Here is a 13,154-nt window from a genome sequence, read left to right on the forward strand (position 1 = left end):
TCCGGGAACCGGCCTCCTGGGGGGAACGAGACCATGCCTTCCCATTCTCCGGAGGACGGTGTCGCGGAGACAGAGACGAATGTCCTGAGCGGGGCGGTCGAAAGGCGTGAACTTCGCCTCTCAGCGTTCTCCAAGCGCAGTGAATGTACAAATGTACAGAAGGGGGTGGGCGATGCCGGATGCGGTGACGCGCAGGAGACGCGACCCTGAGGCGCGCCGACGCGAGATCGTCGCCGCCGCCTCCGAGCTGATCGTCGAGATCGGCGTCGACGCGATCACGCACCGCAAGGTCGCCGCCCGAGCCGGGGTGCCGCTCGGCGCCACGACCCAGTACTTCGCCACGCTCGACGACCTCCGCGACGCCGCTCTGCATGCGCTCGCCGCCGAAGTCGAGCTGCGTATCGACATCACGCGGCAGGCCGTGATCGCCGACGGCGTCACACCGGCAGGGCTCGCGCGTCTCATCCACGGGGGTCTCGAAGACGCGCGTGCCGTCCAGGCGGACCGTGCCGTCGTCACCGCAGCCGTGCACGATCCTCGCGTGCGCGAGCTCGCCAGGCACTGGTCGGACGAGGTCGTCGCCTTCATCGCTCCCGTTCACGGAACCGATCGTGCCAGGGCGGCCGCCGTCTTCATCGACGGCGTACTCTGGCACGCACAGATCCACGACGAGCCGCTCGACGAGAGCCTCATCCGCGACGCCCTCAACGGCATCCTCACATCCGCATCCACCGCATCCGCACCTGCATCCGCCTGATCCGACCGAGAGAGAACAGCCGTGTCGAACCTCGCCGTCCTGAGCCTCAAGAACCGCGCGCTCATCGCACTCATCACGATCGTCGCCGCGGTGTTCGGCGGCCTCGCGCTGACGAACCTCAAGCAGGAGCTCATCCCGTCGCTGGAGCTGCCCAACCTGATCGTGATGACCACGTATCCCGGGGCCTCGCCCGAGGTCGTCGAGAACGACGTGTCCACGCCCATCGAGTCGGCGATCCAGGGCGTGCCAGGACTCGAATCGACGACGGCGACGAGCACGACGAACGCCTCGATCGTGCAGGCGACATTCGCGTACGGCACGAATCTCGCGACGGCCGAGCAGAAGATCCAGCAGGCGATCAACCGGGTCGCGCAGCAGCTTCCCGACGATGTGAGCCCGCAGGTGCTCGCCGTGGCGATCGATGACTTCCCGGTCATCCAGGTCGCCGTCACCGGCTTCGACGACGCCGAGAACGCCCAGGCCGAACTCGAGCGCGTCGCGATCCCCGACCTCGAAGACGTCGACGGCGTCAACGCCGCACAGATCGTCGGCGGCATCGGCCAGCGGATCACCATCACCCCTGACGCCGCAGCCCTCGCCGAACAGCGCCTCAGCACGCAGGCGATCAGTCAGGCGCTGCAGCAGAACGGCACGCTCTTCCCCGGCGGTGACATCACCGAGAACGGCCAGACGCTCACGGTGCAGACGGGTGCGAAGATCACCTCCGTCGAAGAACTCGCGGCACTCCCGCTGGTCGGCTCCGCGGCGACGATCGGCGACGTCGCGACGGTCGCGCAGGAATCCGACCCGGTCTCGTCCATCTCCCGTGTCGACGGCGAGGACGCGCTGTCGATCTCGATCACCAAGCTCCCGGCGGCGAACACCGTCGAGGTCTCGCAGGGCGTGCTCGCGGCACTCGACGAGATCGGCAAGGCGTTCCCGGATGCCGAGTTCACGGTGATCTTCGATCAGGCGCCGTTCATCGTGCAGTCGATCGAGACGCTCGCCACCGAGGGTCTGCTCGGGCTCGCTTTCGCGGTGATCATCATCCTCGTCTTCCTGCTGTCGATCCGATCGACGCTGGTGACGGCGATCTCCATCCCGACGTCGGTGCTGATCACGTTCATCGGTCTGCAGGCGTTCGGCTATTCGTTGAACATCCTCACGCTCGGTGCGTTGACGATCGCGATCGGTCGCGTCGTGGATGACTCGATCGTCGTCATCGAGAACATCAAGCGGCACTACGTCGGCGACGCCGACAAGGGCGATGCGATCCGGCTCGCCGTGCGCGAGGTCGCCATGGCGGTCACCTCCTCCACGATCACCACGGTCGCCGTATTCCTGCCGATCGTGTTCGTCGGCGACATGGTCGGCGAGCTCTTCCGTCCGTTCGCGGTGACGGTGTCGATCGCGATGATCGCCTCGCTGCTGGTCTCGCTGACGATCGTCCCGGTGCTCGCGTACTGGTTCCTCCGGCCGGGCAAGGAGCTGCTCGACGAGAACGGCAAGGCCATCGATCCGGAGCATCCGGACGCCCCGCCGACGCCGCTGCAGCGCATGTACCGCCCGATCCTCGGCTGGACTCTGAAGCACTCGGCGGTCACGGTGATCCTCGCCGTCGTCGTGCTCGGTGCCACCCTCGCGGCAGCGCCGTTGATGAAGGTGAACTTCCTCAGCGACTCCGGTCAGAACACGATGCGCGTCACGCAGGATCTCGGCCCGACCGCGAGCCTGGAGGCGAAGTCCGACGCGGCGATCGCCGTCGAGGAGGCGCTGCTCGGCGTCGACGGTGTCGAGCACGTGCAGGCCTCGATCGGCTCGAGCGGGTCGGCGCTGCGCGATGCGTTCTCCGGAAGCGCCGGTGTGACCTACTCGGTCCTGACCGACGGCGACGCCGACCAGGAGGCGCTGCGCGCCGACGTGCAGGATGCGATCGATTCGCTGTCGGATGTCGGCGAGATCGCCGTCGCGGCGAGCTCCGGCTTCGGATCCAGTGATATCGAGATCACCGTCACCGCTTCGAATTCCGAGGATCTGCAGACCGCGACGTCAGCGGTCGTCGACGAGCTCGAGGGACGAGACGGCGTCGGTCAGGTCACCGACAACCTTGCGGCGTCATTGCCGTACATCGCGGTCGTCGTCGATCGCGCGGCGGCAGCGGAACGCGGCCTCTCCGAGGTCGCGGTCGGCTCCATCGTGTCGAACACGATGCGTCCGGAACAGCTCGGCTCGATCGAGATCGGTGACACGGCGCTGACCGTCTACCTCGCCGCATCCGAGCCGCCGGCGACGGCGGATGCGCTGCGTGCGCTCACGATCCCGACTCCGCTCGGCCTCGTGCAGCTGCAGGACATCGCCACCGTTGAGGAGCGCAACGGGCCCACCTCCATCTCCACGGAGCAGGGGCGTCGCACGGCGACGGTCACGGTGCCGCCGGCATCCGACAACCTCGCCGTCGCCACCGCTTCGGTCAACGAGGCGCTCGCCGCTGTCGAGCTGCCGGATGGAGCGTCTGCCGCCGTCGGCGGCGTCGCGACTCAGCAGGCCGACTCGTTCTCGCAGCTGGGGCTGGCCATGCTCGCCGCGATCCTGATCGTCTACGTGGTGATGGTCGCGACGTTCAAGTCGTTGCGTCAGCCGCTGCTGCTGCTCGTCTCTGTGCCATTCGCGGCGACCGGTGCGATCCTGCTGCAGATCGTCACCGGTGTGCCGCTCGGTGTCGCTTCTCTCATCGGGGTGCTGATGCTCATCGGCATCGTGGTGACGAACGCGATCGTGCTCATCGACCTGGTCAACCAGTACCGCGAGAAGGGGCTGTCGACCGCCGACGCGGTGATGGCCGGTGGAGAGAAGCGTCTGCGTCCGATTCTGATGACCGCACTGGCGACGATCTTCGCGCTCACGCCGATGGCGCTCGGCATCACCGGGCACGGCGGGTTCATCTCGCAGCCGCTCGCGATCGTCGTGATCGGCGGGCTCATCTCGTCGACCGTCCTGACGCTCATCGTGCTGCCGACGCTGTACAACCTCGTCGAGGGCGCACGCGAGCGTCGGCGGGCGAAGCGGGCTGGTGCCGGCGATGTCGGCAGCGGTTCCGGCGATGCTTCGGAGTCGGGGACGGATGCCGCGGCATCCGAGTCCGTGCTGCCGCACGCGCATCCGCTGACCCGTCGGGAGCTCCGCGAGCACCCGTCGGAGTAGCTTCGGCGTCGAGGTCGGATGGGCGCGTTTCGTCTCAGTCGCTGGCGCTCCTTCGCTCAACGACCGATGGACTAACCCGGTCGTTGAGCGAGCGCAGCGAGACGAAACGCGTCATTCGAGAAGAGACGTCAGCCGAGCTCGATGCCCCAGTGCAGGGTCCAGCTCTCGCCGGGTGCGAGGTGGCGGATGCCGAGGCCGCTGTTGAACGCGTCGGCGGGAGCGGTCATCGGCTCGATGGCGACCGCGAGCTCCTGCCCGGGATAGCCGGTGGTCGTGTAGACCTGCACGTAGTCGAAGCCCTCGCCCTGCCACAGGGTGACGCGACGGCCGTCGGGAGCGGTGAGCGAATGCCGTACGCGGCCGTCGGCGTCGCGGCTCAGGTCGGTGAAGCCGGTGTCGAGCGTCACGTCGCCGAGCCTGACCCCGTCGCGGAGCGCCGCGTCGGCGGGCCGGGTGCCGATGGGCAGCATCCGCTCGTCGGTGTCGAATGTCGTCTCCGCGGGTACCCGCAGCACGAGGTCGTGCGCGTCGACATCGCCGATCGTGACGAAGGGATGCGTCCCGAGCGCGACCGGCGCGGACTCGGCCGACCGGTTCACGAGGACATGGATGACCTCGATGCCGGCGTCGGTCAGCAGATAGGTGACCGAGGTCTCGACCAGGTAGGGGTAGCCGGTCTGCGGCACGATTGTCGCCGTCAGGGTGGCCGCGGCATCCGTCTGATCGATCTCGTAGGCGCTGAAGCGGAGCAGACCATGGCTGGCATTGTTCTTCGCCGGCTCGGTGATGGCGAGCTGCCGCACGGTGTCGCCGTCGTTCCATCGACCGTCGCGCACACGGTTCGGCCACGGCGTCAGCACGACTCCGGAGCAGGCCGGCGTCGGCGCGTCGGCGGGGTACGGCGGCACGAGGTCGACGGTGCCGATGGCCAAGGAGCGCAGGGATGCTCCGACCTGCGAGATCTGCGCGGTGACGTCGCCGCGGCGGAGGTGCACCTGGGTGCCGGTGGGGGAGTACGTGGTCACCAAGTCATCGTACGGGGAGGTTTCTCAGGCGCATCCGCTAAACTTGTGCGGTCGGCTTCGGACACCCGCGCAGAGCGCGGACGTTTTTGTGTAAGAAGTGTGAGTCCAGGGGCCGATGGTGAGCGTCGATCGACGCAAATCAACCATCACATGAATGGCCCCGGCCGCTGACAGTCCGGACCCCGAGCTTTTGTCTTGATCTTTGATGAGGCGCTGGGTGCTCGCGCGTGCGCGCAGCGCTGTTCTCGTGCGAGAACCCAGAAGGACTGCATCAATGCCCAAGAACAAGAAGCCCCAGGGCGGCCGGCCCGCCCGTAACTTCGAGCCGCGTTTCGCCGCGAAGAAGACTTCCTTCCACGACCGTCACCACGGCGCACCGTCGTCGGACGGCGAGCGTGGAGGCCGAGCGGATTCCACCGAACGCCGCTCCTCTCCCGCAGCCGGCGGCTACGACCGCCGTCCGGGCAGCCGCAGCGCCGGCCACCGTGGACACCGCCCCGTCGAGGCGGAGTCGGGTGCGCCGAAGCAGCGCTGGAGCGCGCAGGAGCGCGCCGGCCGCGACGAGGCACGCGGCATCCGCAATCGCGCCGAGTCGGGACGCCGCGAGGCCCCGCACCACCGCGATGAGCGTCCGCGCACGTCCGGCGGCGCCGACCGTCCGCGTTACACCGACCGTCCGGCCGCCGGGTCGGCCCGTCGTTTCGACGACCGCCCCCGCCGTGACGACCGCGGCGCGGGTTCGTACCGCAGCAGTGGCGATGCCCGCCAGCGTTTCGAGCGGAACTCGACCGAGCGTCCGACCGGTGCAGGCACCTACCGCGATGACCGTGCCGGCCAGGACCGCGGGCAGCGCCCGTCGACCGGAACCGGGAACTACCGCGGCGGCGGCTCCGATCGCCCCCGTTTCGACCGGAACGCGTCCGAGCGTCCGCGGTCCGATCGTGACGAGCGTCCGAACCGTTCCTTCGACGGCGATCGCGCACGCCGCGCCTTCGATCGTGATCGACTGAACCGTTCCTTCGACGACAGCCGCGACGAGCGTCCCCGCCCGTCGACCGGATCCGGAGCACACCGCGACGCCGCAGGCCGTCCGCGCTTCGACCGCGATGCCCGCCCGAACCGCGATGACCGCGGTGGCGAGCGCACCCGCCCGTCGACGGGCGGCGCCTACCGCACCGAGCGTCCGCGTTTCGATCGTGACGAGCGTCCGCGTCGTGACGCGAGCGAGCGTCCGCGCTTCGATCGTGACGAGCGTCCGCGCCGCGACGATCGCGGCTCTGACCGCCCACGGTTCGATCGCACCTCCGCCGAGCGCCCGCGCTTCGACCGTGACGACCGCCCGCGTCGTGACGCGAGCGACCGCCCGCGTCGCGACTCCAACGACCGCCCGCGCCGCGAGGACCGTCCCACCCGCGACAACTGGGACAAGTCGTCCAAGGCGAAGACCGAGCAGACCGAGGACGTCGTGCACGAGCGTCTCGAGGCGCAGTCCATCGAGGCTGTCGCCGTCGACGGCGTGAGCTTCGGAGACCTCGGCCTCGGCTCGAACATCGTCGAGACGCTGAACAACATGGGCGCCGCCTCGCCGTTCGCGATCCAGGCCGCCAGCATTCCCGCGGTCCTCGAGGGCCGTGACGTGCTCGCCCGTGGCCGCACCGGCTCGGGCAAGACCATCGCGTTCGGTGCGCCGCTCGTCGAGAACGTCCTGAAGTCGCAGGCCGGCAAGCGCCGCGAGTTCGGTCGCTCCCCGCGCGCGATCATCCTCGCTCCGACGCGCGAGCTCGCTCTGCAGATCGACCGCACCATTCAGCCGATCGCACGCAGCGTCGGCCTGTTCACCACGCAGATCTACGGCGGCGTGCCGCAGGGTCGTCAGGTGGGCGCACTGAAGAAGGGCGTCGACATCATCATCGGCACCCCCGGTCGCGTCGAGGACCTCATCAACCAGGGCAAGCTCGACCTCTCGGACTGCCGCATCGCGGTGCTCGACGAGGCCGACCACATGTGCGAGCTCGGCTTCGTCGAGCCTGTGCAGCGCATCCTCCGGCACACCGCCGAGGGCAGCCAGAAGCTGCTCTTCTCGGCGACGCTCGACCGTGAGGTCGCGGCTCTCGTCGACGAATTCCTGGTGGACCCGGCCGTCTTCGAGGTCGCCGGTGAGGACCAGGACTCCAGCACGATCGAGCACCGCGTGCTCGTGATCGAGCACCGCGACAAGGCCGAGATCCTCACCTCGCTCGTCGACCGCGCAGGCAAGACGCTGGTCTTCGCCCGTACTCGCGCCTACGCCGACATGCTCGCCGAGCAGTTCGACGACGCGGGGATTCCCGCGGTTTCGCTGCACGGAGACCTCAACCAGGCCAAGCGCACGCGCAACCTCGAGCGTCTCACGTCGGGTCGAGTGAATGTTCTGGTCGCGACCGACGTCGCGGCTCGCGGCATCCACGTCGACGACATCGACCTCGTCGTGCAGGCGGATGCTCCGGACGAGTACAAGACGTACCTGCACCGCTCCGGCCGTACTGGCCGCGCTGGCCGCTCCGGCCGAGTGGTCACGCTGATCACACGCCAGCGTCAGCGCCGGATGACGGAACTGCTCGATCGTGCAGAGATCGACGCGCCGTTCGAGAACGCGCGCATCGATGACGACATCCTCGAGGAGATCACCGGTCGGGCGCCGAGCGCGGCCGACCTCACGGCGTGACCTCTCAGGACGCGCTGATCTGCTAAGAATATGGCTAGGAGTTCTGGGGGTGGCCGACGGCTGCCCCCAGAACGTTGATCGCCTTCCCGTGCGTCGTCGATCATGTGCGCAGTGACAGTCGACCGGGGGGTTATGAATGATCGTGTTTCGACCGAGTGCACGCGCGCGGAGGCGCGCTGCCGGAGCCGTTCTGATCACCGCAGTCCTCGCCTCGCTGCTCGCTGCGTGTGTCGCGCCGCCGACGGCGGAACCGACATCGACCGCGACCTCCACGCCGACGCCCACACCGCCCGCGAACTCCTTGACCGCGGCGCGCATCGCCGAGATCACCGAGCAGCAGTGCCCCGCGACGGTCGCCGCCGACGTGCTGAGCGAACTCCCCGAGTCCGCCGCAAACGCCATCGATTTCATGGCCGCCACGGCGCAGTGCGGCCTGATCGCTCTGGTCACGCAGGCTCCTGCGCAGCCGGCGACCTTCGTCTCACCCCTGCAGTACACGGCGCCCTGTGCCTCCGCGGCGACGGTCACGGTGTGGGCGCACTACGACGATGACCTGATCTTCGGCAGCCCGACGATCCCGAACGCGCTGGCCGCAGGCCAGTGCATCCGGACGCTCTTCATCACGGGCTCCGACGCCGGAAAGGGCCCGGAGTACGCAGCGAACCGAGAGCGGGGCATCCGGGCGGCGTATGACATCATCCGCGGCGCCGAGGGCGAGTGGGCCGATATGACGGTCGGGCTGCGCAGCGGTCTGACGATCACCACGACCTCGCCCGTCGGTGATGCTCGCGTCGCGTTGCTGTTCGTGCGGCTGCCGGACGGGGGCCTGGACTCGAGTGGTTTCAGCGCCACCGGCAACCAGGCGCTGCCCCAGCTCCTCTCAGGGGCCATCGAAGCGATAACGACGATCGACACCGGCCAGCAGGTCACGCTCGCGGCGCTGGAAGCCACCGTCGCCGAAGTGGTGACCGCGTATGCGCCGCAGGCGGTGCTCGCCCACATGCCTGCTGTGTCTCCGCTGGCGCATGGCGACCACCCTGACCACTCCGCCACCGGCACCCTGGTCGCGAACCTCGTCGATCGGGGTGTGGTCGAGAGCGCGAAGGTCCAGTACGCCGTCGGGTACCCCAGCGAGTGGAACGGCGTGAACCTCGGGGGCGACGAGCTGCAGCGCAAGCTCGAGGCCTTTGCTGCGTACGCCTCCCACGACTCCGTGTTGAAGTGCTCGACGGCCGAAAGCTGCCTGAACGTGCGGAAGTTCGGTGCCTGGCTGCAGCGGCAGTACCTGGTTCCGGATGCGGACGTCGCTCGCTGAGCCGAAGACGCCTGTCGCCGCGCTCTAGTCGAGTCGGTGCTCGTGGACCGCAGAGGTCAGCGTCGTCCCGTTCAGGTCGAGGTACAGCTCTCGTTCCGTGACCGAGAGCGTGAGGGTGTTGCGCCGCTCGAGCACGCCGACGGCGGAGTCGATGAAGCCCGGGTCGAAACTGTGCAGGGTGAGCGCGTCAGACTGATGGATGCGCTTCCCGACCCACGGTGCCATCACCTTCGCCGGATCACGGTGGGTGTAGACGGTGGTGCGCTCGGCGAGTTTGCTGCCGTAGTGCAGCCGTTCGGCATCCGGGGCTCCGACCTCGATCCAGGTGAGGATCCGGCCGGTGAGATCACGCACCAGCACGGCGGGCTCCTCGGTGGACGAGATGCCGTCGCCGAAGGTGATCCCCTCGCCGTACTCCAGGCAGTAGGCCAGCACACGAGTGAGCATGTACGCATCCGTCTCGGAGGGATGCCGTGCCACGCGGAGCGTGAAGTCGTCGTAGACGCCGCGGTCCATATCGGCGAGTTGCACGGTGAAGGTGTGGATCATTGCGCCGATGGCCATAACCGTCGAGCCTACGCGCTCACTGCTCTCCGCGAATCCACAGCCGTCAGAACAGCATCGCCGGCGCAGGAGCGGGTGCCGCGACCGGCGCGGAGCGAGCCGACATCCGTCGCGGTGGAGTGACGTCATCCTCGTCACGACCGTCCAGGCCATGCGCGCGGATGAGAGGGCGGGTGCGTTTCGCGAGCCACTGCCGGTACGCCTTCGGGGCGACGGATGCCGTACCCGGGTAGAGCGCCCGGTACGACGAGAGGAGGTCAGGACGGAACTCGCCCAGCCACTGGATGAACCAGGGCTTCACGCCCGGACGCAGGTGGAGGGCGCCGTAGATGACGTAGGCGGCACCGGATGCCTTGATGCGCTGGAGTGCCTCGTCGATCGCCGCGACCGAGTCGGTGAGGTGCGGCAGGATCGGCATCAGGAAGACCCCGACCCGGAACCCGGCGTCCGCGAGCGCCCGCACGGTGTCCAGACGCGCCTGGGTGCTGGGCGTGCCGGGCTCGATCGCCTTCTGGAGCTCATCGTCGTACATGGCGATGGACATCTGCACGTCGACGGGTACGCGCTGCGCGGCCTTTACGAGCAAGGGGATGTCGCGCCGGATCAAGGTGCCCTTGGTCAACACCGAGAACGGCGTGCCCGAGGCGGCGAGCGTCTCGATGATCCCGGGCATCAGCTGGTAACGGCCCTCAGCGCGCTGATACGGGTCGGTGTTCGTCCCCAGGGCGACCAGCTCATGATCCCAGCTGCCGCGACGGAGCTCCTTCTCCAACACTTCGGCGACGTTGACCTTCACGACGATCTGCGAATCGAAGTCCCCGCCGCCGTCGAGGTCGAGGTACTCGTGCGTGCCGCGGGCGAAGCAATAAACGCACGCATGACTGCACCCACGATAGGGATTGATCGTCCAGCTGAACGGCATCCGCGAGGCACCGGGCACGCGGTTGAGCGCCGACTTGCTGAGCACCTCGTGGAACGTCATCCCGGCGAACTCGGGCGTGGTCACCGAGCGGAGGACGCTGGAGCGATCTTCCATTCCTGGCAGGGCGGCGGCATCCACATCTCCGACCTTCTGTCCCTGCCACCGCATACTCTATGCGAACATATGAACGAATGAGTGTCAAGCCGAAAGGGGATTTATGTTCGATCAGTGAGGATGGGGGACAATGGAGGGATGTACGCCGCCCCGCAGCCACAGCATGCGGAGTCGCGATCCCCGATCCACGGACCTGCTCTGCCCATCGGTCTCGCGATCACCGCGCTCGGCGTGCTGCTCTCCTTGGCCGGCGCTTCCGATGCGTCGACGTCTGCGGCCGTGCAACCGGAGCCCTTGGCCGTGCTGGAGGTGCCGGCAGTCGACGTCGGAGCGACACCGGCGGTCGATCCGTGCGCGGACCCGGCGGTCCAGCAGGCGCTGGCGGCGGGAGACGACGCGGCGACGGTCGCAGGATTCGGCGGCGGCGAGAGCTTCCGCGCCGCTGTGGTCGCCGGCAACGCGCCGTGCATCGCCCTCGACGATCCTGCGCACAGCTGGGTCGTCGTGAACAAGGCACGACCTCTCGTGCCGATGGATTACGCCCCTCCGGTGCTGGCGCCGCTGCCGATGCAGACGACGACGAGCGCGAATCAGGTGCGGCCAGAAGTGGCTGCGGCCGCGGGTGAGCTGGCCCAGGCCGCGGATGCTGCCGGAGTGGGGCAGCTCGGGGCGAACAACGGATACCGCTCCTACGGGCTGCAGGTGGCCACGTACGAGTCGTACGTGGAGGACCTGGGGCAGGCCGAGGCGGATGCCGGATCGGCTCGCCCCGGACACAGTGAGCACCAGACCGGACTCGCGCTCGATGTCGTCGCCTGTGGAGGCGGCTGCGGAGGGATCGACGGTTTCGGTGGCACCCCGCAGAGCGACTGGGTGGCGGCGCACGGCTGGGAGCACGGATTCATCGTCCGGTACGAGACGGTCGGCACCGGGGTGACGGGCTACGAGCCCGAGCCCTGGCATATCCGCTACATCGGGGTGGACCTCGCGGCCGCCTATCACGACGGCGGCTTCCACACGCTCGAGGAGTTCTTCGGCCTGCCGGCTGCTCCCGACTACCCGCACTGAGTCGCGATACGGAGCCCGATGATCGCGGCTGGCGGCTTCCCACAATCGCGGTACCCAGTCTCATGAATTGTGGGATGCATTCTCACAATGGCTGTCTTCCCTGCGGCGTACCGACATAGAATCGCCGGAGCAATGACGCACGAACGTTCAGGAGGACGGCATGGAACGCGACATCTACGAAGAGGACCACGAGGCTTTTCGCGACCTCGTCAAGGATTTCGTCAAGCGCCACGTGAACAACGCGGCGATCGAGAAGTGGGATGCTGCGGGTGAGATCGACCGCGCGACCATGCTCGCAGCCGGCGAAGCCGGCCTGATCGGACTCTCCGTTCCGGAGGAGTTCGGCGGCGCGGGAATGCTGCAGGATTACCGCTTCCGCACGATCGTCATGGAGGAGGTCATCGCGGCCGGCGCCGGTTCGCTCGCCGGGGCATTCGGCATCCAGGACGACCTAGCCGTTCCCTACCTCGTGCACATGGGCACGCAGGAGCAGAAGGAGAAGTGGCTGCCCCGCATGGCGACCGGTGAGGTGCTCGGCGCACTCGCCATGACCGATCCGGGTGCCGGTTCCGACCTCCGTGGCATCAAGACCAACGCGAAGAAGGTCGACGGCGGCTACATCCTCAACGGCGCGAAGACGTTCATCTCGTCTGGCACGACGGCCGACGTGGTCGTGACCTTCGTGAAGACCGGAGAGGGCAACCGCCCCGACGCGTTCAGCCTGCTGCTCGTCGAGAAGGGCATGGAGGGCTTCGACCAGGGCAAGAAGCTCAGCAAGATGGGCTTCCACGGCTGGGACACCGCCGAGCTCAGCTTCACCGACGTGTTCGTCCCCGACGAGAACCTGATCAGCGGCAAGGAGGGTCAGGGTTTCATCCAGCTGATGCTGAACCTGCCCCTTGAGCGCCTGTCGATCGGCGTCGCCGCAGCGGCGGCCGCGCAGGCGGCCCTGGACTGGACCGTGGCCTACACGAAGGACCGCGAGGCGTTCGGCGAGCGCATCGCCGACTTCCAGAACACGCGCTTCCGGCTCGCTGACATGTCGGCGACCACTGACGCGATGTGGGCCTACATCGACCGCGCCCTGCTCGCGTACAAGGACAAGAAGCTCACCGCGGAAGACGCGGCGAAGGTCAAGTTCTGGGCGACGGAGCGCGAGTGGGAGGTGCTCGACACCGGCGTGCAGCTGCACGGCGGCTACGGCTACATCATGGAGTACCCGATCGCGCGGGCCTTCACCGATGCCCGCGTGCACCGCATCTACGGCGGCACCAATGAGATCATGCGCGACCTCGTCGGTCGCCAGATCGTCGGCAAGCGCTGACGTCACGTTTCACGAGGGCCCCGGATGCCGCATCCGGGGCCCTCGTTCATTTCGCCGTGGTGAACGACTTCTGAGTCGCCCCTTCGATGCGTGCACACCTTCGGAGTCGCTTCGCGATACCCCAGTGAGGGATGCCGCTGTGCGGCGTGTCGCCGAGACT

Annotated in this window: 9 protein-coding genes; 6 read left to right on the forward strand and 3 right to left on the reverse strand. The window is 68.0% G+C overall.

Annotated features, from left to right (window positions below; genetic code table 11):
- Positions 1-151: 151 nt before the first annotated feature.
- Positions 152-757, forward strand: a complete 606-nt coding sequence (locus MRBLWH12_RS16340; protein WP_363550755.1) for a TetR/AcrR family transcriptional regulator — start codon at positions 152-154, stop codon at positions 755-757.
- Between the two features lie 21 nt (positions 758-778).
- On the forward strand, positions 779-3,958 hold the full coding sequence (locus MRBLWH12_RS16345; RefSeq protein ID WP_363550756.1) for an efflux RND transporter permease subunit: 3,180 nt from the start codon (positions 779-781) through the stop codon (positions 3,956-3,958).
- 128 nt (positions 3,959-4,086) lie between these two features.
- Here MRBLWH12_RS16345 and MRBLWH12_RS16350 read toward each other — a convergent pair whose 3' ends face one another.
- Positions 4,087-4,983 (reverse strand): aldose 1-epimerase family protein, encoded by an 897-nt coding sequence (locus MRBLWH12_RS16350; protein WP_363550758.1) that lies wholly within the window; start codon positions 4,981-4,983, stop codon positions 4,087-4,089.
- A gap of 274 nt (positions 4,984-5,257) precedes the next feature.
- Between MRBLWH12_RS16350 and MRBLWH12_RS16355 the strand changes: the two genes are divergently transcribed.
- A complete protein-coding gene (locus tag MRBLWH12_RS16355; RefSeq protein WP_363550760.1) occupies positions 5,258-7,687 on the forward strand; it encodes a DEAD/DEAH box helicase in 2,430 nt (809 codons plus the stop codon).
- Between the two features lie 136 nt (positions 7,688-7,823).
- Positions 7,824-9,002: a PIG-L family deacetylase gene (locus MRBLWH12_RS16360; protein WP_363550761.1), complete on the forward strand. Its 1,179-nt coding sequence runs from the start codon at positions 7,824-7,826 to the stop codon at positions 9,000-9,002.
- A 24-nt stretch (positions 9,003-9,026) separates the two neighbouring features.
- Here MRBLWH12_RS16360 and MRBLWH12_RS16365 read toward each other — a convergent pair whose 3' ends face one another.
- Positions 9,027-9,566 carry a YaeQ family protein gene (locus tag MRBLWH12_RS16365; protein WP_341976188.1) on the reverse strand — a complete coding sequence of 180 codons (540 nt, stop codon included), beginning with the start codon at positions 9,564-9,566 and terminating at the stop codon, positions 9,027-9,029.
- A 46-nt stretch (positions 9,567-9,612) separates the two neighbouring features.
- Positions 9,613-10,656 carry an Rv2578c family radical SAM protein gene (locus tag MRBLWH12_RS16370; protein WP_363550763.1) on the reverse strand — a complete coding sequence of 348 codons (1,044 nt, stop codon included), beginning with the start codon at positions 10,654-10,656 and terminating at the stop codon, positions 9,613-9,615.
- A gap of 84 nt (positions 10,657-10,740) precedes the next feature.
- Between MRBLWH12_RS16370 and MRBLWH12_RS16375 the strand changes: the two genes are divergently transcribed.
- Together MRBLWH12_RS16375 and MRBLWH12_RS16380 are read left to right on the forward strand one after the other, a co-directional pair.
- Entirely contained in the window at positions 10,741-11,670 is a 930-nt protein-coding gene (locus MRBLWH12_RS16375; protein WP_363550764.1) for a M15 family metallopeptidase, read from the forward strand.
- Positions 11,671-11,830: 160 nt separating this feature from the next.
- Positions 11,831-12,994 (forward strand): acyl-CoA dehydrogenase family protein, encoded by a 1,164-nt coding sequence (locus MRBLWH12_RS16380; RefSeq protein ID WP_341976185.1) that lies wholly within the window; start codon positions 11,831-11,833, stop codon positions 12,992-12,994.
- Positions 12,995-13,154 lie beyond the last annotated feature (160 nt).

This window comes from Microbacterium sp. LWH12-1.2 (genome assembly GCF_040675825.1).
In the GTDB taxonomy this organism is placed as follows: domain Bacteria; phylum Actinomycetota; class Actinomycetes; order Actinomycetales; family Microbacteriaceae; genus Microbacterium.

Excerpts from the sequence above, each read along its gene's own strand:
- MRBLWH12_RS16370 (WP_363550763.1), bottom strand. The coding sequence starts at position 10,656 with ATGCGGTGGCAGGGACAGAAGGTCGGAGATGTGGATGCCGCCGCCCTG.
- MRBLWH12_RS16340 (WP_363550755.1), top strand. The coding sequence starts at position 152 with ATGTACAGAAGGGGGTGGGCGATGCCGGATGCGGTGACGCGCAGGAGA.
- MRBLWH12_RS16360 (WP_363550761.1), top strand. The coding sequence starts at position 7,824 with ATGATCGTGTTTCGACCGAGTGCACGCGCGCGGAGGCGCGCTGCCGGA.
- MRBLWH12_RS16365 (WP_341976188.1), bottom strand. The coding sequence starts at position 9,566 with ATGGCCATCGGCGCAATGATCCACACCTTCACCGTGCAACTCGCCGAT.
- MRBLWH12_RS16375 (WP_363550764.1), top strand. The coding sequence starts at position 10,741 with ATGTACGCCGCCCCGCAGCCACAGCATGCGGAGTCGCGATCCCCGATC.
- MRBLWH12_RS16355 (WP_363550760.1), top strand. The coding sequence starts at position 5,258 with ATGCCCAAGAACAAGAAGCCCCAGGGCGGCCGGCCCGCCCGTAACTTC.
- MRBLWH12_RS16380 (WP_341976185.1), top strand. The coding sequence starts at position 11,831 with ATGGAACGCGACATCTACGAAGAGGACCACGAGGCTTTTCGCGACCTC.